The sequence below is a fragment of the Shimia sp. genome (assembly GCF_039969785.1).
In the GTDB taxonomy this organism is placed as follows: Bacteria; Pseudomonadota; Alphaproteobacteria; order Rhodobacterales; family Rhodobacteraceae; genus Shimia.
The window spans coordinates 196,668-219,235 of sequence record NZ_JBDVNC010000033.1 but is presented as its reverse complement, the minus strand read 5'-3'; the positions used below and the strand labels follow the sequence as shown (position 1 = coordinate 219,235).

19 protein-coding genes, 3 tRNA genes and 1 pseudogene are annotated in these 22,568 nt (G+C 56.0%); 11 read left to right on the top strand and 12 right to left on the bottom strand.

Annotated elements, in window-relative coordinates:
• Positions 1 to 76: 76 nt before the first annotated feature.
• Together ABJI08_RS15420 and hemA are read right to left on the bottom strand one after the other, a co-directional pair.
• Complete coding sequence (locus ABJI08_RS15420; RefSeq protein ID WP_348402727.1) at positions 77 to 1,276, bottom strand: RodZ domain-containing protein; 1,200 nt, start codon at positions 1,274 to 1,276, stop codon at positions 77 to 79.
• A 113-nt stretch (positions 1,277 to 1,389) separates the two neighbouring features.
• Positions 1,390 to 2,613, bottom strand: a complete 1,224-nt coding sequence (hemA, locus tag ABJI08_RS15415) for a 5-aminolevulinate synthase (RefSeq protein ID WP_348402726.1) — start codon at positions 2,611 to 2,613, stop codon at positions 1,390 to 1,392.
• Between the two features lie 228 nt (positions 2,614 to 2,841).
• Here hemA and ABJI08_RS15410 point away from each other — a divergent pair, with 228 nt between their 5' ends.
• Positions 2,842 to 4,215: a M20/M25/M40 family metallo-hydrolase gene (locus ABJI08_RS15410; protein ID WP_348402725.1), complete on the top strand. Its 1,374-nt coding sequence runs from the start codon at positions 2,842 to 2,844 to the stop codon at positions 4,213 to 4,215.
• Between the two features lie 242 nt (positions 4,216 to 4,457).
• Here ABJI08_RS15410 and ABJI08_RS15405 read toward each other — a convergent pair whose 3' ends face one another.
• From ABJI08_RS15405 to ABJI08_RS15395, 3 genes are all read right to left on the bottom strand, one after another.
• Positions 4,458 to 5,573: a Hint domain-containing protein gene (locus ABJI08_RS15405; protein WP_348402724.1), complete on the bottom strand. Its 1,116-nt coding sequence runs from the start codon at positions 5,571 to 5,573 to the stop codon at positions 4,458 to 4,460.
• A 166-nt stretch (positions 5,574 to 5,739) separates the two neighbouring features.
• Positions 5,740 to 5,816: transfer RNA gene (locus tag ABJI08_RS15400), tRNA-Asp, on the bottom strand.
• A gap of 49 nt (positions 5,817 to 5,865) precedes the next feature.
• Positions 5,866 to 5,942: transfer RNA gene (locus ABJI08_RS15395), tRNA-Asp, on the bottom strand.
• A 216-nt stretch (positions 5,943 to 6,158) separates the two neighbouring features.
• On the opposite strand from ABJI08_RS15395, the gene ABJI08_RS15390 reads away from it, so the two are divergent.
• The gene (locus tag ABJI08_RS15390; RefSeq protein ID WP_348402723.1) at positions 6,159 to 6,344 is read left to right on the top strand and encodes a hypothetical protein; all 186 of its coding nucleotides are present in this window, start codon (positions 6,159 to 6,161) and stop codon (positions 6,342 to 6,344) included.
• A gap of 324 nt (positions 6,345 to 6,668) precedes the next feature.
• Here the strand turns inward: ABJI08_RS15390 and ABJI08_RS15385 are convergent.
• Positions 6,669 to 6,744 (bottom strand) — tRNA-Val (locus ABJI08_RS15385).
• A gap of 117 nt (positions 6,745 to 6,861) precedes the next feature.
• Between ABJI08_RS15385 and ABJI08_RS15380 the strand changes: the two genes are divergently transcribed.
• Positions 6,862 to 7,863, top strand: a complete 1,002-nt coding sequence (locus tag ABJI08_RS15380) for a GlxA family transcriptional regulator (protein WP_348402722.1) — start codon at positions 6,862 to 6,864, stop codon at positions 7,861 to 7,863.
• Positions 7,864 to 8,030: 167 nt separating this feature from the next.
• On the opposite strand, the gene ABJI08_RS15375 is transcribed toward ABJI08_RS15380, so the two are convergent.
• Positions 8,031 to 8,483, bottom strand: coding sequence for an HU family DNA-binding protein (locus ABJI08_RS15375; RefSeq protein ID WP_348402721.1), 453 nt, complete (start codon positions 8,481 to 8,483; stop codon positions 8,031 to 8,033).
• A gap of 170 nt (positions 8,484 to 8,653) precedes the next feature.
• Positions 8,654 to 11,056, bottom strand: a complete 2,403-nt coding sequence (gene lon, locus ABJI08_RS15370) for an endopeptidase La (protein ID WP_348402720.1) — start codon at positions 11,054 to 11,056, stop codon at positions 8,654 to 8,656.
• Positions 11,057 to 11,244: 188 nt separating this feature from the next.
• Here lon and ABJI08_RS15365 point away from each other — a divergent pair, with 188 nt between their 5' ends.
• Positions 11,245 to 12,168, top strand: a complete 924-nt coding sequence (locus ABJI08_RS15365) for a penicillin-binding transpeptidase domain-containing protein (protein ID WP_348402719.1) — start codon at positions 11,245 to 11,247, stop codon at positions 12,166 to 12,168.
• A 6-nt stretch (positions 12,169 to 12,174) separates the two neighbouring features.
• Here ABJI08_RS15365 and tgt read toward each other — a convergent pair whose 3' ends face one another.
• Entirely contained in the window at positions 12,175 to 13,305 is a 1,131-nt protein-coding gene (gene tgt / locus ABJI08_RS15360) for a tRNA guanosine(34) transglycosylase Tgt (protein WP_348402772.1), read from the bottom strand.
• A gap of 134 nt (positions 13,306 to 13,439) precedes the next feature.
• Between tgt and ABJI08_RS15355 the strand changes: the two genes are divergently transcribed.
• From ABJI08_RS15355 to ABJI08_RS15325, 7 genes and pseudogenes are all read left to right on the top strand, one after another.
• Positions 13,440 to 14,330, top strand: coding sequence for an SPFH domain-containing protein (locus ABJI08_RS15355; RefSeq protein ID WP_348402718.1), 891 nt, complete (start codon positions 13,440 to 13,442; stop codon positions 14,328 to 14,330).
• Positions 14,330 to 14,605: a hypothetical protein gene (locus ABJI08_RS15350; RefSeq protein ID WP_348402717.1), complete on the top strand. Its 276-nt coding sequence runs from the start codon at positions 14,330 to 14,332 to the stop codon at positions 14,603 to 14,605. The genes ABJI08_RS15355 and ABJI08_RS15350 overlap by 1 nt, the downstream gene beginning before the upstream one ends.
• A gap of 74 nt (positions 14,606 to 14,679) precedes the next feature.
• Positions 14,680 to 16,527, top strand: coding sequence for a pentapeptide repeat-containing protein (locus ABJI08_RS15345; RefSeq protein WP_348402716.1), 1,848 nt, complete (start codon positions 14,680 to 14,682; stop codon positions 16,525 to 16,527).
• Positions 16,528 to 16,657: 130 nt separating this feature from the next.
• The gene (locus ABJI08_RS15340) at positions 16,658 to 17,020 is read left to right on the top strand and encodes an SUF system Fe-S cluster assembly protein (protein WP_348402715.1); all 363 of its coding nucleotides are present in this window, start codon (positions 16,658 to 16,660) and stop codon (positions 17,018 to 17,020) included.
• Between the two features lie 28 nt (positions 17,021 to 17,048).
• On the top strand, positions 17,049 to 17,447 hold the full coding sequence (locus ABJI08_RS15335; RefSeq protein ID WP_348402714.1) for an iron-sulfur cluster assembly accessory protein: 399 nt from the start codon (positions 17,049 to 17,051) through the stop codon (positions 17,445 to 17,447).
• A gap of 84 nt (positions 17,448 to 17,531) precedes the next feature.
• Entirely contained in the window at positions 17,532 to 18,281 is a 750-nt protein-coding gene (gene tpiA / locus ABJI08_RS15330) for a triose-phosphate isomerase (RefSeq protein WP_348402713.1), read from the top strand.
• Between the two features lie 222 nt (positions 18,282 to 18,503).
• Positions 18,504 to 19,139: pseudogene (locus ABJI08_RS15325) on the top strand (sulfotransferase family protein).
• Between the two features lie 72 nt (positions 19,140 to 19,211).
• On the opposite strand, the gene ABJI08_RS15320 reads toward ABJI08_RS15325, so the two are convergent.
• The 3 genes from ABJI08_RS15320 to ABJI08_RS15310 all read right to left on the bottom strand — a co-directional run bounded on the left by ABJI08_RS15320 (position 19,212) and on the right by ABJI08_RS15310 (position 22,360).
• Complete coding sequence (locus ABJI08_RS15320) at positions 19,212 to 20,591, bottom strand: TRAP transporter large permease (RefSeq protein WP_348402712.1); 1,380 nt, start codon at positions 20,589 to 20,591, stop codon at positions 19,212 to 19,214.
• The gene (locus ABJI08_RS15315) at positions 20,591 to 21,256 is read right to left on the bottom strand and encodes a TRAP transporter small permease (protein WP_348402711.1); all 666 of its coding nucleotides are present in this window, start codon (positions 21,254 to 21,256) and stop codon (positions 20,591 to 20,593) included. The genes ABJI08_RS15320 and ABJI08_RS15315 overlap by 1 nt, the downstream gene beginning before the upstream one ends.
• Positions 21,257 to 21,355: 99 nt before the next feature.
• Positions 21,356 to 22,360: a DctP family TRAP transporter solute-binding subunit gene (locus tag ABJI08_RS15310; protein WP_348402710.1), complete on the bottom strand. Its 1,005-nt coding sequence runs from the start codon at positions 22,358 to 22,360 to the stop codon at positions 21,356 to 21,358.
• Between the last annotated feature and the right edge of the window lie 208 nt (positions 22,361 to 22,568).

Sequence of the window (22,568 nt, the reverse complement as noted above, 5' to 3'; positions counted from 1 at the left end):
GCCCCTCGCCAAAAAGGTTCAGGGCCTGTCTAATCCTGTAATGCGGCGGGGGCAATGCACCAGAGTGTGCCTTGCGTCAATCCTGCGAGATCACAACGTTTTCTGCAGCAGCCATAGCCACGATCCGGGCCAGTTCAGGATCATCATCCAGATCCGCCAGCGCAAAATTCTCTTTCAGAGACTCTGTGCTCAGGGCCAGATCGCGCACCGTGTTTGTGCCGCTGCCTGCAGGGCCGAACAACTGGCCGTTCACTTTGAAATAGACCGACCCCGACATGCCCGCACGCAAAGTAGGCGCACCTTCGGTGGCGGGCAGGATGTATTCTTCGCCAGCATCAAGAATTTTCTCAAACAGAACCGTGCCTTCGGCCGAACGCACCCGCACCCACGCCGGGCGCACCGCCATCAGAACCACATCAGGAGCATTGTCTTCGACAACAATTGGCGCGATGGGGGTGACTTCCTGTGGCAAAACGGATGCCAGCACAGGCGCGTCAGGCGTAAAGACGCCAATGCTGTCCGGGTCCAGCTGCGAAATGGGTGCATCGCGGGCGATCAATACCGGCACATCCAGTGCCTGAGGGCGATAAAGCCGATCCAGTGCTTCCTTCGGGGGGGTAAATACGCCCGCCGTCGCAATCACATCTTCAGAGCCGTCCAGAGTGTTGATTTCGCTCGCACTGCTCACTGGGTCGAGATCAGACAATACAACCGGCTTTTGCTCAACCGGGGCCAAAGTGACGCGCTGAATTTCGTTCAGAACCGACCAACCGCCATAACCAATGGCCGCAATCAGCGCGACCAGAACCAACGAAGACCCAATGGCGCGCGGCTCTATCCGTGACAGGATCGAATCCTGAACCGGAGTGAATGGCATATTAGGGGACGCAAACGGATCCTGCCCCATGACAGGCGCAACCGGTTCGGACTTGCGGATTGTCGACGCTTCGGCGGACATGCCGTGCGCAGTGGTAAATCCGCTTTCCGTGCAAAAGATTTCAAACGCTGCTTCCGGGTCCATACCCAGATACCGTGCATAAGACCGGACATACCCCGCAATAAACCCCGGCGTTTCAAAGGCACTGGGGTCGCTGTTTTCAATGGCTGCTATATATGACGCACGAATGCGCAATTCTCTCTGAACATCCAGAAGCGATTTGCCTAACGTGGCCCGTTCGCCCCGCATCATGTCGCCAAGACGCAGGTCAAAGTCGTCAAAGCCTTTCGGCCCTGCTTCAATCACTTCGGTGATGCGCTGTCCCTTGCGCCCGATCATGCCATACGCCCCAATTATGCTCTGCCGACCCGCTACCGTCCCACGATTCGGATCGGTCCCTTTGTTAATGGCAGGCTACCATAAGGCAACGGCTTTTGCACCTTTGGCGAGAGTTAACCCGCCAGTTCGGCACGATTCAGCGCACAATGGCTCCACAATTCATCCATGGCGCGTACCAGCTGATCCATTTCTTCCGGACCGTGAACGGGCGATGGGGTGAATCTCAGACGCTCTGTACCGCGTGGCACGGTTGGAAAATTGATCGGCTGTACGTAAATGCCAAAATTCTCCAGCAACATGTCGCTCAGCTTTTTGGTATGCACCGGGTTGCCCACGATGACAGGCACAATGTGGCTGCCGTGATCAATGATCGGCAATCCCATGCCCTTAAGGCGCAGCTTCAGAACCTTGGCCTGCGCCTGCTGGCTGTCGCGTCGCGCCTGATCCTGTTTCAGATGGCGCACCGACGCCGCCGCACCAGCGGCAACCGCCGGGGGCAAAGACGTGGTAAAGATAAAGCCGGGCGCATAAGAGCGTACAGCGTCACACATTTTGTCAGACGCCGCGATATACCCGCCCATTACGCCAAATGCTTTGGCCAGCGTGCCGTTGATAATGTCGATCCGGTGGGCCAGATTGTCCCGCTCGGTCACACCACCACCACGTGGTCCATACATGCCCACGGCATGCACTTCATCAATATAGGTCAGCGCACCAAATTCGTCTGCCAGATCACAGATGGCCTCGATCGGGCCAAAATCGCCGTCCATCGAATAGACTGATTCAAACGCGATCAGCTTGGGCGCGGCCGGATCGTCCGCCGCCAGCAATTCGCGCAGATGGGCAACGTCATTGTGGCGGAAAATACGCTTGGCGCCACCATTGCGGCGCACCCCTTCGATCATCGAGGCATGGTTCAGCGCGTCAGAATAGATAATCAGGCCGGGGAACAGCTTGGGTAATGTCGACAACGTCGCATCATTGGCAATGTAGGCGCTGGTAAACAACAGCGCCGATTCTTTGCCGTGCAAATCCGCCAACTCCGCCTCAAGACGCTTATGATAAGCGGTTGTGCCCGAAATGTTGCGCGTGCCACCAGATCCGGCACCCGTCGCATCAATTGCCTCGTGCATCGCATCCATAACAACCGGATGCTGGCCCATGCCCAGATAGTCATTGCCACACCATACCGTCACAGGCTGCGTGCTGCCATCGGGTTTGTTCCAGACAGCATGCGGGAAATTGCCCTGCTCGCGTTCAATATCAATAAAGGTGCGATAACGCCCTTCATCATGCAGTCGCTGGATGGCGTCATCTAGCTTTGCCGTATAGTCCACGGGTTTCCCTCCAAATCAAATCGCAAGCCCAGAGGATGCGCGTTTCCGGCTTGCGACCAATAAAGTGCCTGAATGCATATATCGCGCGCATCTTTGGCACAACAGGTAACAAATTGTCCCGCCCCCCCACATTGACTCATGTCAAGCAATTGCGCGTGTCACATTTTGGTGCTCTGGACACTTCAAATGCCAATGATAGGCTCCGCAAAACGCTGCAAAGGAGACGTCATGTCGCTTGATTCCGTACTCGCCCGAATTGACAACAATCTGCCCGAGGCGCTGGACCGTCTGCTGGAATTACTGCGCATTCCCTCGATCTCCACAGACCCAGCCTTTAAGGACGATTGTCAAACGGCAGCCGACTGGCTGGTCGCTGATCTTCAAAGCCTTGATGTAAAAGCAGAAAAACGCCAAACGCCCGGGCATCCAATGGTTGTTGGACATGTAGACGGCGACGGGCCACACATATTGTTTTACGGCCATTATGATGTGCAACCCGTTGATCCGCTGGACCTTTGGGACTCTGCCCCGTTTGAACCTGCCATCGAAGACACCCCTAACGGTAAAGTGATCCGGGGCCGTGGCTCGTCGGATGACAAAGGCCAGCTGATGACCTTTGTCGAAGCCTGCCGCGCCTGGAAGGCAGAGCATGGCACCCTGCCCTGCCGCATCACGTTCTTTTTTGAGGGAGAAGAAGAATCAGGGTCGCCCTCACTCGTGCCCTTCATGCAGGAAAACGCTGCCGAGCTGACCTCGGACATCGCGCTGATCTGTGACACCGGCCTGTTTGAAAGCGCAGTACCTGCCATCACCACAATGTTGCGTGGTTTGCTGGGCGAAGATTTCACCATAACCGGCCCAGACCGCGACCTGCATTCGGGCATGTATGGCGGCATCGCCATGAACCCGATCCGCGTGCTGAATAAAATTCTGGCCGGGCTGCATGACGACACTGGCGCAGTCACTTTGCCGGGGTTTTATGATGATGTGCCGGAATTGCCCGATGAAATCCGGGCCCAATGGCAGGGTCTGAACTTCAACCACGGCAAATATCTGGGCGACGTTGGCCTGTCCAATCCTGCCGGCGAACAGGATCGCACCCCGCTGGAACAAATCTGGTCGCGCCCCACCTGCGACGTCAACGGCATCTGGGGCGGTTACACCGGTGACGGTTTCAAAACCGTTCTGCCCAGTCAGGCATCAGCCAAACTGTCATTCCGTCTGGTGGGTCAACAAGACCCGGACAAAATCCGTAACGCGTTCCGCACCTATCTGGAAAACAATCTGCCCGAAGGATTCTCGGTCGAATACCGCACGGAAAAAGGTGCGCCTGCTTCGCAGATGTCGATCGAAGACCCGGCCTTCGAAAAGGCCCGTCAGGCGCTGAGCGATGAATGGCCCCGCCCCGCGGCCTATGTGGGCTGCGGTGGCTCAATCCCAATCGCGGGCTACTTCAAGGAACTGCTCGGCGTTGACGCCATGCTGATCGGCTTTGGCCGTGATGATGACCAAATCCACTCGCCCAATGAAAAATACGACCTTGAAAGCTTTCACAAAGGTATTCGCAGCTGGGCCCGCATTCTGGAAGCTCTGTCCAAATAGCGTCATCAGACGAAACGCGCGGACCGCCCGGAATGCATTCGGGCGGTTTTACGACCAGGGCAAATTCAGGCGGCGTTCGCTCTGATCAGCCTCTTTCAACAGTTTCAACATAATCAATCACGTTCGACGCGTCAGTTTCTTCTATTGCAAAGAAAAAATGAGGCTTTCAATGTGTTGCCGGGAATTTTCCAAATACTGTCAAATGACGCGTTCGTTCTGAGTCTGGCCAGACGTTGAATACCCTACGCACTGGCGACAAGCGCCCTGTCGGGTAAAACCCGCGCGCCCGCTGCCCCGCCCCATTGTGTCGCCCCAAATGGTTTGTTGTTTTTCAAATGACGTTCAATCAAACGTTGTTGCTGTTTTCGCGAGGGAATCAGCGCTGCACTTTCCGCCTGATACCCGTGGGCCCGTGATTCGGGAAATGTAGCAAACACATGTTTACGTGCGGCATCCGAAATGGCGCTTATCGAACTTTGCGCAATCAAAAAGCTCTCACAGGACAATCCTTCGGCCACCACAACTCCATGACGTTCCAGCAACAAGTGATAATAGTGAAAGGCGCCAGTCACAGGCGCCAGTTCGACCCTGTCCAACTTCAGAAACTGATGTGCCGCCACCAAAACCTGCGGCACGCCAAACATGCGCCGTACAATTTTTGACCCCACCAGAACCCGATGCTGGCGCGATAAATACAAATTCCGTTCCGGCAACCCCGCGCCCAACGATCCTGCACGAATAAGTACCGGGCGCAGCCGATAGTCATAAATCGACTCAGCGATCCCCACCTTGCGCAATAAAACCTGACGCACGACCAGCGTGTTGCCCTGGGCGTCACACACCGAATCATCTGGCTTCAGATCTTGCACATGGACCCACCCATCGGGCGTGGCGATACGGGTGTTTTTCAGGAAACAGGGAATCGTTCCGCCATTGGGATTGGTCTGAGTTTCATAGCTGGCACCACCATCAGTTGATTCCAGAGATTCTCCTGCCCCGGCTTGCCCAATCTGGTCAGACGTCTCTCCGTTCGCAACACCCGCGACCGCGTCAACCGGCGCCGCATCATCAAATGAAATGAACTGCAACAGATCGCCATCTTGCGACAACGCCACCGCCCCGGACTTGCTTAACCCATTGAAAGTAGACGAATCCGACGTCGAGATCAGATAAACATCGCGCCCCGCATTGGTGGACACATACGTCTCCAGCGCATTCACGCTCCGCACCGTTCCATTCGAACGGTAAACCGTCACAAAGATACCAGACACATCGGTGCCGGCGTCCACGGCGACTTCAATGAAGTCGAGCGCCGCCGTCCCAAAATATTTGACTTCTGATATATAAGGGTCCGGCATTACAAGCCCTGCACGCATTGGTTCACTGAGCTTAAAAGATAAAGTTAGAACAGGACGTTAATATGGCCGCAATTTGGCAGCTCACGCCACAGGCAGCACTTCCCCACAAAGAATGTTCTGAGGCGCCGGCAATTGGCCAGAATTTGGTACAGTTCAAAGAAGAAAGTGGCGCGGTTGACGGGGCTCGAACCCGCGACCCCCGGCGTGACAGGCCGGTACTCTAACCAGCTGAGCTACAACCGCGCGTTGCCTTTCGGCGCGACCCATTGACCCGGATCAGGGCTGGCAGTGATGGCGCGGTTGACGGGACTCGAACCCGCGACCCCCGGCGTGACAGGCCGGTACTCTAACCAACTGAGCTACAACCGCCCACTGCCCGCATCCGGGCAATGCCCGTCAGCGTGAGCCGTGGTTTATGCCGCCCCGCCGTACTCGTCAAGCGCATATGGTGCAGTTCTGTGAAGAAAATATCACAGGTTTCCGCCGATGATGAAAAGCGGGTAATCCCCCCCCTTTGCAACCTCACAGAACTGTGTTCAAATGGGGCTGCATCTTGAATTCAAAACAAAAAGGGAATTTGCTGCTATGAAACCAATCTATGCCGCTATGTGCGCCGCAGGACTTCTTCTCGCTGCTTGTGCACAGCAGGAAGAACCAACACCTGTTTACATGCAACCAAACTTTGACAAAGCTGGCAACGCCAACTGTGACGCGGGCTATGCGCTCATCACCACAGACACAGGCTCGCTGGCTTGCGCACCGGCATCTTGATCGGTCATTAATATCCGGGGCGGCGCATTTCGCCGCCCCGACTCTTTTCTACGACTGACAATTGCGTTCAGTCGCATCTTTTTCCAGCGAATCGATCTGACCTGACATCAGGTCATCGTTTGATGGCCCCCCACCGAAAATCAGCAAGATTTTGGCCAATAGCCCTGACGGGCGGATTTTGTGTGGTCTGCACAATGGGACGTCACGAATCGACACGCCCAATACGCTATATCAACGACCGCTCAGCCTTATTCGGTCCGGGAACTCCGGCAACGCAAAGCGCCAGAATAACCGAAATCAAAGCATCACAATAAATTGGGAGAATGGTGGGTCGTGAGAGGCTCGAACTCCCGACATCTTCGGTGTAAACGAAGCGCTCTACCAACTGAGCTAACGACCCGGTGAGGCTGGATTTAGCGCCTGTCGCGCGGGCATGCAACCGCTTTTGTACATGTTGCGCAGCTTTTTTTACGCGGTATTCTAAGAGGCATCAAAATAGCGGAACGGCTTGCCTATCATGTCATCCCCGATCATTCCAAAAGGTGTCGCTTATGTACCGCTCGCCAACGTGAGCGCACCTGAGCCGATTGTGTTTGCTTTGCAGCATAATCTGTCGATGCTCGCCTTTACTTCGGCCATCGAACCATTGCGCATCGCCAATCAGCTGACCGGGCAAAGCCTCTATTCCTGGCAAACTGTGTCCGACACCGGCGCAAATGTGCGCTGTTCCAATGGCATTGAAATCGGGATCGACGCGCCAATTGGCGACACACCGACAGATGCACGGATTTTTGTGTGTTCTGGGGTTCAGCCTGAATTGAACTCAAGTCAGAAAATGGCCGACTGGATTCGCCACCAATGGCGCATCGGGCGCACGGTTGGCGGCTTGTGCAGCGGCGCCTACACGCTGGCCCGCGCCGGGATTCTCTCCGGGCGCACATTCACGCTGCATTGGGAAAACATCCCCCCCTTTTGCGAACACTTCCCCGACCTGCACCCGGTAGAACAGCTTTATGCCATCGATGATCGCATTCTGACCTGCGGTGGCGGCGCGGCGGCGACTGATCTGTTTATGAAACTGATCTACCAACGCCATGGCGGCGCATTGGCGCGATCTGTCCTCAATATGTGCCTGCACAGCGTGCAACGCTCTGAAACCGAACGTCAGCAAAGCTCGACCTCAGCCAATATCGGGACCCGCAACGAAAAACTGTTGCACATCATCGCGCATTTTCAGGATCATCTGGAAGACGACATTGATCTGGACGATCTGACCAATGCGCTTGGCGTGTCGCGCCGCCAGATCGAGCGCCTGTTCCGCACGCATCTCGATACGACACCACGCCGCTATCTTCAGGAGCTGCGCCTGCACCGCGCCCGCATCCTGTTGGTAGAAACCGATATGCCGGTGGTCGACGTGGCCATCGCCTGTGGTTACGAAAGCGCTGGTAATTTCTCCAAACGGTTCCGTGAAACCTTTGGCATCTCGCCGCACAAGTTTTCCATGGGACAGGGATAGTTTCGCGCCAAATTAATCACGGCATGGTGCACAAAACCCGCAAACGCCAAAAATAAAGACGCTCATCTTTCAAAGAGCGCCTTACAACTTTTGGGTAAGAGAATTCCTGAACACGCGCAACTAAGATGTAAACCAAGCGCAAAATCACCCCGATGGCCGTGCCTGCCTTACTCCGCAGGCTCTGCAAGCGACGCTGTTTCATTCGCTTCGGTCACACGCTGACGTTGGCGTACGCGCACCGAAAGCACTTGGCCGCCAGCGATTTCTTTGGATTTCTGCACCTTGGCCTTGCCCATAGGCATCAGGTTCAGCGTGCGCCCTTCTTCCAACGCTTCTCCAAGAACCGCCAGCGCTGCCTCGATAGACGGCTTGGCATAGCGTTTCTTGATACCAGAGCGCTCCACGACGGCTTCAATCAATTCGGATTTCTTCAGCTCGGGTCCAGAGACAATTGTCGTCGCCTCGGCCACAACAATCGGGTTCGGCTCTGGCGCAGCGGCCGGTTTTGAAGTTGTTGATTGTGCTTTTGTGGCCGTCGAAGTTGTACGTGCACGTGTCGACGTTGTGGACTTGCGTGTTGTCGGAGCTTTGGTTTGAATTGTTTTAGGAGTGCTCGCCATGAGGGGCCTCATTTTTTTGCCTGATTGGATTTAGTCTAACAGCGAAGCGGTATCAAAACCACCCTAACCTACAAAATCTCGCCATTGAGGTTAGCAAAACCACAACATACAGCACAAAAAACGCGCCCCGCTTGTCACGAGGCGCGTTTCAGATTTCAGGAATGCCGGGATTAATGCGCTGTCGCAGCGGCCCCTTTTTCCGCCAAAAGCGCGGCAGCTGCCGCCTCTTCTGCGGCTTCATCCCAATCGATGGCATCCGGTTCTTCAACCAAGGCCAGCTTCAAAACTTCCGACACGTGGCTTACAGGAATGATTTTCAATCCTTCTTTCACATTGTCCGGGATTTCGGCCAGGTCTTTTTCGTTTTCTTCCGGGATCAGCACAGTTTTGATCCCACCACGCAACGCCGCCAGCAGCTTTTCTTTCAGACCGCCGATGGGCATCGCATTGCCGCGCAACGAAACCTCACCTGTCATGGCAATGTCGCGATGCACCGGAATACCCGTCAGAACCGACACAATCGATGTCACCATCGCCAGACCGGCCGACGGGCCGTCCTTTGGCGTTGCGCCATCCGGCACGTGCACATGGATGTCGATCTTGTCGAACTTGGTCGGTTTCACCCCGATTTTGGGCGAGATCGAGCGCACGTAAGAAGACGCCGCATCAATCGACTCCTTCATCACATCGCCCAGCTTACCGGTGGTCTTCATCCGCCCCTTACCGGGCAGTTTCAACGCCTCGATGTGCAACAGATCGCCGCCCACGCTGGTCCATGCCAACCCGGTCACAACCCCAACCTGATCAGCCTGTTCAGCCAACCCATAGCGGAATTTTTTCACGCCCAGATAGTCATCCAGGTTCTCTGGCGTGATCTCGACCTTCTCAGTGGCCCCGCGCACAATCCGCGTCACTGCTTTTCGCGCCAGCTTGGCGATCTCGCGCTCAAGGTTCCGCACGCCCGCCTCGCGGGTATATGTGCGGATCATCTCCTGCAGCGCTTCATCGGTCAGTTCAAATTCGTCTTTCTTCAGACCGTGGTTCTTAACCTGCTTGTCGATCAGATGCTGACGCGCAATCTCTTGCTTTTCATCCTCGGTATAGCCCGCCAGTGGAATAATCTCCATCCGATCCAGCAATGGGCCGGGCATGTTATAACTGTTGGCGGTGGTCAGGAACATCACATTGCTCAGGTCATATTCGACCTCAAGATAGTGATCCACAAACGTGCCGTTCTGTTCCGGATCCAGCACTTCTAACATCGCCGAAGCCGGATCTCCGCGGAAATCCTGCCCCATCTTATCGATTTCATCAAGCAGGATCAGCGGGTTGGTTGTCTTGGCCTTTTTCAGCGCCTGAATGATCTTACCTGGCATCGACCCGATATAAGTCCGCCGATGACCGCGAATTTCGCTTTCATCACGCACGCCACCCAACGAGATGCGAATAAACTCGCGCCCCGTGGCCCGTGCCACCGATTTACCCAGACTGGTTTTACCCACACCCGGAGGGCCAACCAGACACATGATCGGGCCTTTCAGCTTGGCCGACCGCTGCTGCACCGCCAGATATTCGACAATCCGCTCTTTGACCTTTTCAAGACCATAGTGATCGGCATCCAGCACCGCCTGCGCTTTGTTCAGGTCTTTCTTGACCCGGCCCTTTTTGCCCCACGGAATCGACAACATCCAATCCAGATAGTTGCGCACCACGGTGGCTTCGGCGCTCATTGGCGACATGTTTTTCAGCTTTTTCAGCTCAGCATCGGCCTTTTCTTTGGCCTCTTTGCTCAGCTTGGTCTTGGCGATCTTCTCTTCCAGCTCAGCCAGTTCGCCTTCGCCCTCTTCGCCGTCGCCCAGTTCCTTCTGAATGGCCTTCATCTGCTCATTCAGATAGTACTCGCGCTGGGTCTTCTCCATCTGAGATTTGACCCGCGTTTTGATCTTTTTCTCGACCTGCAGAACGCTCATTTCGCCCTGCATCAGCCCATAGACTTTTTCCAGCCGCTCGCTGACTGAAAGCGTCTCCAAAAGTTCCTGTTTCTGCGCCACTTCAATGCCCAGATGCCCGGCAACCAGATCGGCCAACCGCGCGGATTCGTCACTTTCAGCCACAGCCGTCAGCGCCTCTTCGGGGATGTTCTTCTTGACCTTGGCATAGCGCTCAAATTCGTCGCCCACAGTGCGCAACAGCGCCTCAATCGTGGCCGCGTCGCCGGGCATTTCCGGCAGATATTCAGCACTTGCCTCAAAATAATCCTCGTTCTCATGGAACTCGGTGATTTTGACGCGGCTCTGACCTTCGACCAACACCTTGACCGTGCCATCTGGCAATTTCAGCAGTTGCAGCACATTGGCCAGCACACCAGCGGTATAGATACCATCTGCTGCGGGATCATCTTCACCGGGGTCAATCTGGCTCGACAGAAGAATCTGCTTGTTGTCAGACATCACTTCTTCTAGCGCGCGCACTGATTTCTCACGCCCGACAAAAAGCGGCACGATCATGTGTGGGAACACCACAATATCGCGCAATGGCAGCACAGGGTAGGATGTGTTGAGAGGCTCTTGCATGCTCATTCCTTGTTCTTAGCAAAACAGCGCTGGTCCCGCCTGGCGGCAACCTATCGGCCATTTCCGTTTCCTGGCCCTTTAATCTGGGGGGCTTTCCCCCCGATTCAACCGGGCTTTTTATTATTGGGCGCCACAATGCCCGTCCTGCGGGATGGGAACAAGGGCACTTTCAGGAGCTTTTTGCGGATATGAGCCATTTTTTGCGACAGTTTCACTCAACTGTTGAAACCATGCCCACCTTGCGCCAACTTTGCCGCAAAATCCATGGAACGTGCAAAATGTACCGCCTTGCATCCAAATTGCCCGGGTTAAACTGTCTTATCGCTGTGACTGGCCTTTCGCTTCTGTGCGCCCTGCCCCAACTGGCGCGCGCCACGGAAACCACAACGCTGTGCACATTGGTCACACGTGTCAGCGACGGCGCCACGATCCATCACACCGGGACCGGCTGTGACACCCGTTATTCTCCGGCCTCGACCTTCAAGCTCGCACTGGCCCTGATCGGGTATGAAACCAACTTACTGGCCTCACCTGACGCGCCCGCCATCGACTATGACCCGGCGATCAACGCGCCATTTTCGATCTGGCGCGAAACGACCTATCCCCGTCGCTGGCTGCGCTACTCGGTGGTTTGGTATTCGCAATGGCTGACAACGCAGCTGGGTGCCGCGAAATTCCAGAACCATGTTGATGCTCTGAACTATGGCAATCGCGACCTGTCTGGTGATCCCGGGCAGAACAACGGGCTCACCCGCGCGTGGCTTGGCTCGTCGCTCAAAATCTCACCACTGGAACAATCCAGGTTCCTGCGCGCCTTTGTCACCCAGTCCCTGCCCCTGTCTGATCGCGCCCAAACCCTGACCAAAGAAACGATGCAACATTTCTCCGTCGGGCCTCATGACGCGTTGGGAAAAACCGGCACGACATGGGTGCGCGACGCGAACTATCACCGCACCAAGGATCAGCTGGGCTGGTTTGTCGGCTGGGTCGTCAAAGACAATGAAACCTATGTTTTCGTGCGCCTCACGCAGGAAACCGCACCGTCATCTGGCTATGCAGGCAGCCGCACACAGACAAGCCTGCTCGCAGACCTGCCCGATTTGCTACCCTGACACAGCCTAAATCGGTGCGATGTCGCCTTGCGCACGTCCGGCATGGAATTCTGCCTCCCACGCGTCAAAGCTGCCCGCCGCAATTGCGTCCCGCATCCCCTGCATAATATCCTGAAAATAATGCAGGTTATGCCACGTCAACAACATGCCCGAGATCATCTCATTGGCGCGAAAAACGTGATGCAGATAGGCGCGGGAATAGCTTGAACACGCCGGGCACGAGCATTCGGCATCCAGCGGACGCGGGTCTTCGGCGTGGCGCGCGTTCTTGATATTGATCACGCCGCGCCGGGTAAACACCTGCCCCGTGCGCCCGGATCGCGACGGCAGCACGCAATCCATCATGTCGATGCCGCGTTTCACGGCCCCCACAATGTCATCCGGCTTGCCAACCCCCATCAGATAACGCGGCTTGTCGACCGGCAAATACCCCGGCGCATAATCCAGACAGCCAAACATTGCCTCTTGACCTTCGCCCACAGCCAACCCGCCGACCGCATAGCCGTCAAACCCGATATCGGTCAGCGCTTTGGCACTTTCCTCGCGCAAATCCTGCTCCAACCCGCCCTGCATAATGCCAAACAACGCATGCCCCGGCCGATCCCCAAACGCCTCACGAGAGCGATCCGCCCACCGCATCGACAACCGCATGCTCTCGGCAATCCGGGCGCGGTCCGCAGGAAGCGCGGGGCATTCGTCAAAACACATGACAATATCGCTGCCCAGCATGCGCTGAATTTCCATCGACCGTTCCGGTGTCAGCGCGTGCTTGGACCCGTCGATATGGCTTTTGAATGTCACGCCTTCTTCGGTCAGCTTGCGCAGCTCGGCCAGCGACATCACCTGAAAGCCCCCCGAATCCGTCAGGATCGGACGCTCCCAGTTCATGAATTTGTGCAACCCACCCAACCGCTCAATCCGCTCTGCCGTCGGACGCAGCATCAAATGATAGGTGTTGCCCAACAGAATATCCGCCCCCGTGGCGCGCACCGACTCGGGCATCATCGCCTTGACCGTCGCAGCAGTCCCCACCGGCATAAACGCAGGCGTTCGGATGTCACCGCGCGGCGTGGAAATCACGCCTGACCGCGCCGCACCATCCGTAGCATTCAGAGAAAACGAGAACTTTTCAGACATTTCCGTACCTTTACGGGGAATTTTCAACAGATTTCCCCCTCCTTAAGCTTTCAGAATTCGCTTGTAAAACAAACGCTCAACCTCCACTTGAAAAGAGCGTATGTTTAAATGATTGCTTCAAGGAGACGACCCCCATGATCGAAGACGTCCTGATCGGAATCCTATCTCAGAACATTGTGCTGATCCTCGCGGCGATCTTCCTGATCATCGTCATCCTCAAAGGCGTGCGCATCGTCCCGCAATCCGAGAAATTCGTCGTCGAGCGCTTTGGTCGCCTGCACTCGGTGCTTGGACCCGGCATCAACTTTGTTGTGCCTTTCCTTGATGTTGTGCGCCACAAAATCTCTATTCTGGAACGCCAGCTGCCCAACGCCACACAGGACGCGATCACCAAGGACAACGTGCTGGTGCAAATCGACACCTCTGTATTCTACCGCATTCTGGAACCGGAAAAGACCGTTTACCGGATCCGCGATGTCGACGGCGCCATCGCAACCACCGTGGCCGGAATCGTGCGGGCCAATATCGGTAAAATGGATCTCGACGAGGTACAGTCCAATCGCGCCAGCCTGATTGAATCCATTCAAGCCAGCGTCGAAGACGCCGTGGATGACTGGGGTATCGAAGTTACCCGCGCCGAAATTCTGGACGTGAATCTGGATCAGGCCACCCGCGACGCCATGCTGCAACAGCTCAACGCCGAACGCGCCCGCCGCGCGCAAGTGACCGAGGCCGAAGGCCACAAACGCGCCGTCGAGCTTCAGGCCGACGCCGAGCTTTACGCCTCAGAACAATCCGCCAAAGCACGCCGTATCCAAGCCGATGCCGAAGCCTATGCCACCTCTGTTGTCGCCGCCGCCATCAAGGAAAACGGCGTAGAAGCGGCACAATATCAGGTCGCCCTGAAACAGGTCGAAGCCCTGAATGCATTGGGCGAAGGCGAAGGCAAACAGACAATCCTGCTGCCCGCCGCCGCGCTCGAAGCCTTTGGCGACGCGTTCAAACTGCTCAAGGGAGGCCGCTGATGACAGAGCTTCTGACAACTTGGTGGGTCTGGCTCGCGGCGGCACTGGTGCTCGTCATCCTTGAGACTCTGGTGCCCGGCTTTGTGTTTCTGGGCTTTGCCATCGGCGCCGCAGCAGTCGGGCTGATGCTGTTTGGCCCGCTGCAACTTGTGTCCCCGCCGATGCTGTTTTTGATCTTTGCCGCCTTTTCTCTGGTCGCATGGCTGGTCCTGCGCCGGCTGTTTTCCCTGCCCACCGGACAGGTCAAAACCTTCGACCGCGACATCAACGACTGACGCCAATTGGCGTCCGCCCACAACTCTGCTAGCCTGCTGCCATAGGTTTACGCCATATCGCAGCAGGCATTTTTATGACCACCCAAGTCGAACGTATTGACGCCCTCACCAAAAACGCGCGCGCCACGTGGTTCGCCCTGCTCTCGGTGCTGCTGTTTGTCGGTATCACCCTGATGGGGGTCGAACATATCGACTTTTACGGCGTCAACCGCGCCACCGACCTGCCCCTGATCAACGTCTCGGTGCCCACGCCGCTGTTCTTCTACGCCGCCCCACTGCTGGTCACCGCCATCTACGCCTATTTCCACCTCTACCTGATCCGCCTGTGGGACGCGCTTGGCGCAGCTGACGCAACCCAAGGCGATCAACCGCTGGGACAGGCGATTGCCCCATGGCTTTTGCTCGACAGCGCCCTGTTCCTGCGCAAATCGCGCTTTGGCCAAAAGGATCAAAGCACCCCACGCCGTGCTATGGAATGGCCCAACGCCTTTTGGAATTTCCTGCTGGCATGGGCCTTTGGCCCAATTGTCCTGGGCTTTCTCTGGCTGGAATCCCTCGCCGCGCGCTCATTCGTAATGACCGGCCTGATCGCCGCCTGCCTGCTCTTTGCACTGATCTTTGCATGGGCCAGCATGGTCATGATGATCCGCCGCATGCGCGACGGTGCAAGCGCCAACCCCAACGTCTGGCAGGGGCTCGGCATCAACATATCCCTGATCCTGACCACACCGTTTATCTTCATCATCAGTCACAGCCTGACCGAAGAACCCTCAGACTGGATCCCCCTCGCGCCGCTTGATCTGACCGGCCAGGACCTCGTGGAACGCCCAGCGGGCTGGCTTCCTTATGACATTGCCCGCAAGGAATTTCTGTCGCAGTGGTGCAAGCGAGAGGCCCCCGCCTGCCAACGCCCCAGCGCGCCAAAACCCGGCTGGCTGACCCGCACCTTTGGCCACCCCGACCAAGCAGACGTCACACCCCAACCAGAATTCATTCCGCCCGAGGCATTCGAATCTGAATGGAAAGCACGTCAATCCGCCACCCACGCCGCGCTCAAAAAACCAACATGGAGCGCCGCTAAGGCCACCCGCCCCGATCTGCGCCACGCCGTAATGCCGAACGCTTTCCTGCCCGGCGCAAGCCTCTCCCGGGCGCAGATGCAAAACGCAATCCTCTCCGAGGCCCAGATGCAAAACGCAAACCTCTCCGAGGCACAGATGCAAAACGTAAACCTCTTCGAAGCGCAGATACAAAATGCAAACCTCTTTCGATCCCAGATGCAAAACGCAGACCTTTCCGGGGCGCAGATGCAAAACGCAAACCTTTCCGAAGCAAAGATGAAAGGCGCAATCCTCTTTCGGTCAAAGATGCATAATTCAAATCTCTCGTGGGCAAAGATGCAAAACGCTATCCTCATCGAAACCCAGATGCAAAATGCAAACCTCTTTCGATCCCAGATGCAAAACGCAATTATCACCGGGGCGCAAATGCAAAACGCAGACCTCTCCGGGGCACTCCTGACCGGCGCGCCCGAAGCCCCAATACTGTTATACGCCACAAACCTGAACGCGAGCATAAACAATGGCGGCGCGCTCAGGTTTGTGGATTTCAACAGCGCGATTCTTGACGCCAAAACCGATTGGCGAAATGCCTTCTTTGATGCCTCAGTTGCAATACCACCGAACATGCAAAAACAAATAGGCCATCCCTGTCTTCGGAACTGGGTTGGTGAAAACCCCGTACCGTTGATCGACGAGGAGTTCTTTGGACGTTGGCATGGGTGGCTGACACTAGACCCGTCTTGGCACAAACTAAAATGGCAACTTATTGCACCGCCCCAATACCACGACGTCCCAGCCATCCCGCCGCCCCCCGGCTGCACGTGGTTCACTGATCCCATCGACCCGGACACCGCCAACTGACCATCCACACCGACGCAATACCGACAGGATACCGACGCGCTGCAGATGCGCGCTTTCGCGCATTTCCCCCTCTGGACCTTGACCTTCGTATTTCCTATATGAAAAACTCAGGAATAAAGCAGGACATGATATGACCCAGGCTCCGGACCCCGTTGAAGGCACGCCACTGATCGCGCCATCCAGCACCGACCACCCGCTGCACGAGCAGATCGTGGAAGCGTGCCGCAGCGTCTATGACCCGGAAATTCCGGTCAATATTTATGACCTGGGCCTGATCTACACGATCCTGATCGACGCTGAAAACGACGTGAACCTGACCATGACCCTGACCGCACCGGGTTGCCCTGTTGCGGGTGAAATGCCGGGCTGGTTACAGGAGGCCGTGGCCGGTGTTGCCGGTGTGCGCACGGTGGATGTCGAACTGGTCTGGTCGCCGCCATGGGGAATGGAAATGATGTCGGATGAAGCCCGACTTGAGCTGGGCTTTATGTGATTTAACAATCGGTTGAGGAGGAAAGCTGATGTTTGGCATTCCCGGAAAACAAGCGGTCACGATCACCGCCACAGCCGCCGCCCAGATTGCGAAACTCATGGGGGCCGAAGGTCACGCGGGTCTGCGCATTGGCGTCAAAAAAGGCGGCTGCGCGGGCATGGAATACACCATGGAATACGTGACCGAAACCGATCCGCATGACGAAGTTGTCGAACAAAGCGGCGCCCGGGTGATGATTGCGCCCATGGCCCAGATGTTCCTGTTTGGCACCGAAATCGACTACGAAGTTTCGCTTTTGGAATCTGGTTTCAAGTTCAACAACCCCAACGTGGCTGATGCGTGTGGCTGCGGTGAATCGATCAAATTCAAAGACATCGAAGACCTGTCTGAGGACATGATCACCGACGCACCGCCGAAATTGAACTGACCCAAGTCGAAGGGCCCCCTTGACCTGCCCCGCGACAAAGCACACAACACATCTGACTTTTTTGAAGCTTTAAAGGATGAATACATGCGTCGCAAACTGGCCGCCGGAAATTGGAAAATGAACGGAACAGACACGTCGTTGTCTGAGCTATCCGCACTGGCGGCGGCCCCTGCGCCGGATAAAACTGACATCCTGATCTGCCCGCCTGCGACCCTGCTCAGCCGCGCGGCAACCCTTGTAAATGACAGCGATGTGTCTGTTGGCGGTCAGGACTGCCACGCCCAGACCACCGGCGCACATACCGGAGACGTTTCCGCCGAAATGCTGCGCGACGCAGGGGCGACATCTGTTATTCTCGGCCATTCCGAACGCCGCGAAGACCACAATGAAACCGACGAAGATGTACGCGACAAAACCCGCGCCGCGTGGGATGCAAACCTGATCGCGATCGTCTGCCTTGGCGAAAGCCTGTCGCAACGCGAAGCGGACAACACGCTCGACATCATCGGCGGCCAACTGGCAGGCTCCATTCCTGACAGCGCAACCGGCGAAAACCTCGTGGTTGCTTATGAACCGATCTGGGCCATCGGCACCGGTCTGGTCCCGACCCTGTCGCAGATTGGCGAAGTGCATGACTTCATCCGCGCCCGTCTGGAAAAACGCTTTGGCGCCGGTGTGGGCCGTTCGGTGCGTTTGCTGTACGGCGGTTCGGTCAAACCGTCCAATGCCGCCGAAATCTTTGGTGTACCCAATGTTGACGGCGCGCTTGTGGGCGGCGCCAGCCTGAAGGCCGCAGATTTCCGCGGCATCATCGACGCACTGGGCGCAGCTTAACCGCGCGCATATCGACACTCTGAATGAATAAACTGCGCGCTCATTGCCTCGTCGTTTCGAAATCGGGCTGAGGGCGCAGTTTACACGGCACTGGTTTCGAGCCTTTGCATTCTCGCGATTACCTAGCCTCGCTCACCTTAGTGGCGCGAACAAATTACCAAATCATTATCCTTATCGTCCCTGCGCGGCTACCCTTGGGCATTCAGCAAAAGGGACTGTAGGATGGGATTGAAAATTATTGGGTCCGGATTTGGACGGACCGGCACGAAATCTATTAAGGAAGCTCTGGAATTACTGGGCTTCGGACCGTGTCACCACATGCACGAAGTTGTTGAGAAGATAGATCAATTGCCACTCTGGTAAGCTGCAGTAAAGGGTGAGCCAACTGATTGGGAAACCGTTTACAAGGGCTACGCAAGCCAGGTTGACTGGCCCGGTGCACATTTCTGGCGTCAGGCAAAAGCGGCCTTTCCGGACGCCAAAGTCCTGCACTCTGTCCGCCCGGCTGAAAACTGGTGGGCCAGGTTTGACAAGACAATTGGCAGGTTGCTTGAGGTCTATCCGTCGATGGATCTGCCCCCTCCGATCAAAGAGTTGCTTGATATGAACCGCGAACATATCGGTGAGCAGACCTTTGGTGGAAATTTCCGGGATCGCGACACTGTACTTGCAGCGTTTGAACAAAGAACGGCGGACGTGCGCGCAGCTGTGCCTGCCCAGGACCTGCTGGTTTTTGATGTGGCACAGGGCTGGGAACCGTTATGCGCCTTTCTGGATGTACCCGTGCCCGACGGTGCGTTTCCCCACCACAATCTAAGCGCAGATTTCTGGGACGCTCTGTGCGGTGAACCAACATAACGCAGGCCACTTTCCGCACAAAAAACGGCCCCGGACATCACTCCGGGGCCGCTTTATCGCAATGTGTCGCGATTAGTTTGTGATGATTTCCGGCCCCATGAAAGTGTTGGGCAGGAAGGTCGAAATCCATGGGATATAGGTCACCATGATCAGGAAGACGAAGAGCACGGCGAGGAACGGAAGTGCGGCGCGCACCACGCCCATCATTGGCATGCCTGCCACACCGGATGTGACGAACAGGTTCAGCCCCACCGGCGGTGTAATCATCCCGATCTCCATGTTGACCACCATGATGATGCCCAGATGGATCGGATCAATACCCAGTTGAATAGCGATCGGGAACACCAGCGGTGCAACGATGACCAGCAACCCTGATGGCTCCATGAACTGTCCACCTATCAGCAGGATCACGTTGACAACCACAAGGAACATGATCGGCCCAAAGCCTGCACTCAGCATGACGCCCGCGATATGCTGGGGCACCTGCTGCTCGGTCAGAACATGCTTCAGGATCAACGCGTTGGCGATCACGAACAACAACGTCACCGTCAGCTTGCCCGCCTCAAACAACGTGTGTTTTGTGTCGCCGTGAAAAAAGGCCGTGATCAACGCCAGCGGCTTTTTCAACAAGCTGCCTTTGGTACCGCCATTGGCGTCTTCTGACAGGGGGCCCATGTCTTTGTAGATGAACGATGCAATCAGGAAGGAATAGACCGCTGCAACAGCCGCCGCTTCGGTTGGCGTAAAGATACCACCGTAAATCCCGCCCAGAATGATCACGATCAGGAACAGGCCCCAACCGGCATCACGTCCGGACTGCAGGATCTCACCCCAACCCAGCCAGTCGCCTTTGGGCAGATTCTTGACCTTGGCCATGACAAAGATCGTCACCATCAGCATGATACCTGCCAACAGACCCGGGATCACACCCGCAAGGAACATCCGGCCCACCGAAACTTCGACAGCGGCCGCATAAACCACCATCACAATTGACGGCGGGATCAGGATACCCAGCGTACCCGCGTTACAAATCACACCAGCTGCGAATTCCTTGGTATAGCCAACCTGACGCATACCCGCGATTACGATAGACCCAATCGCCACAACCGTTGCCGGGGATGACCCGGACAGGGCCGCAAACATCATACAGGCAAACACACCCGCAATCGCCAGACCGCCGGGCAAATGCCCAACACAGGCAATCGAAAACCGGATAATCCGCCGTGCCACACCACCGGTCGTCATAAACGACGATGCAAGGATAAAGAACGGGATCGCCAGCAGGGTAAAGTGCCCCTCAAAGGCTTCGAACAATGTTCCGGCCACCGACGCCAGCGTCGCATCCGAGAACATCAGCAAGAACATGATCGAGCTGAGACCCAGAGACACCGCAATCGGCACCCCGATCAGCAACAGTCCAATCACCATTGCAAAAAGAAGAACAACTTCCATTACTCATGCTCCCCTTGTTGCGCACGTACTTCTTCGATCTCGTCTTCCACCTCGTGGCTCGCCACCAGACGGTCTGTTTCACCGCGCCAAATCTGCAAAGACGCCTGAATAAACCGGTACATCAACAACGACATCGACACCGGCAACACCAGATACGGCACCACCTTGGGCAGTTTTTCGTATTCTTCGCCATAGTTGATCCAGTCTTCCAGAAACCGCAGGAAACCCACCATCGGCACGTCTTGCACCTCATAGAAAGACTGGCTGCGGAACTTGTCCTCAAATCCGGTCGGAAACCAACGCCCCGATGTCGGCGGCAGGTCGGCAAAAACTGCCCAGTAATCGTAGGCGCCTTTCAACAGCAGGAACGAAAAGACCAGACAACAGGCCACCGAAATCAGCCCCATCACCCGCGCTGTGCCGGGCGACACCATGTTCAGAATTGCGTCCACACCCAGATGGCTGTGCTTTTTGACGGCATAAGACGCCCCCAACAACACCAGCCAGCCGAACAGGAACACCGTCAGCTCCAGCGCCCATAAAATATTAGAATTGAACCCGAACCGGGCGATCACGTTGGCGAAGGTTATCACCGTCATCAGCCCAATGAGGATCGCGATAAGCGTTTCCTCGATCTGGTCCACAAAGCTATGCTTCGTTTGCATTGTCCCGTGTCCCGTTTATTTGTTTTTAGATGCAATACGGGCGGACCGCTTGCGGCCCGCCCGCTCATTTCGTCTCGTCAAACCACCTGTATCAGGTGCTTACATAGAGGCGTTGATCGCCTGTGCAGCGTCGATGTTTTCCTGGCCTACGTCCTTCGAGAACTTGTCCCAAACAGGCTTCATCACATCAACCCACTCCTGACGCTGAGCGGCATCCAGTTGGCGGATCACACCACCGGCGGCCACAATCGAGTCTTTGGCTGCGTTGTTGACGGCAGTCGATTCTGCGTTGCGGACCTCTGTGACTTCACCAAGAATGGTCAGGAACTGATCACGCACATCCGCGTCCAGGCTGTCCAGCCAGTCAACGCTGGTCACAACCAGATAGTCGATGATGCCGTGGTTGGTTTCGGTCACACCATCCTGAACTTCAAAGAACTTCTTGCCATAGATGTTCGACCAGGTGTTTTCCTGACCGTCCACAACACCCTGCTGCAACGCGCCATACACTTCCGAGAACGCCATTTTCTGGGGGCTGCCACCGATGGCTTCCATCTGAGCAACCAGAACATCCGACGACTGAACTCGGAATTTCAGACCGTTTGCGTCTGCAGGCGACTCCAAAGGTACATTGGCAGACATCTGCTTCATGCCGTTGTGCCAGTAGGCAACGCCCTGCAGGCCACGACGCTGCATGCTGTCCAAAAGGCCCTGACCCGCGTCCGACGCCTGAAACGCATCAACTGCGCCTACGTCTTTGAACATGAAGGGCAGATCAAAGATGCGGAATTTTTTGGTGAACTTTTCAAACTTGGACAGCGAAGGTGCGGCCAGCTGAACGTCGCCCTGCAACATGGCTTCCAGAACCTTGTTGTCATTATAGAGCGTCGAGTTCGGGAAAACTTCCATGCAGGCTTTGCCGTTCATCTCGTCATTCACGCGCTGTTCCAGCAACGACGCCGCAATCCCCTTGGGGTGCTTGTCGGTGTTGGTGACGTGGCTGAACTTGATAACGATCTCGCCTTCGTCACAAGCGGCCTGAGCGGCGGTGCCTGCGGTTACGGCCAATGCAAGTGCTGTGGCTGCGGTTGTCAAAAATTTCATGTGGGTTCCTCCCCGGATTACACGATCGATTGCAGAATTCTCGCCCCTCTGGACGACACTCATAAAGTTTGGCGTGAGCGGAAAGTTGCTTCAACACTTTGTTTGCGAAATGTGCGAAAGGTTCATTTTTCAAGCAATTTCAAGGAAATGTGATCTGCTTGAAACACCTTACCATTGGGAAACTATGCAACCCGTGCGGATTTTCGCA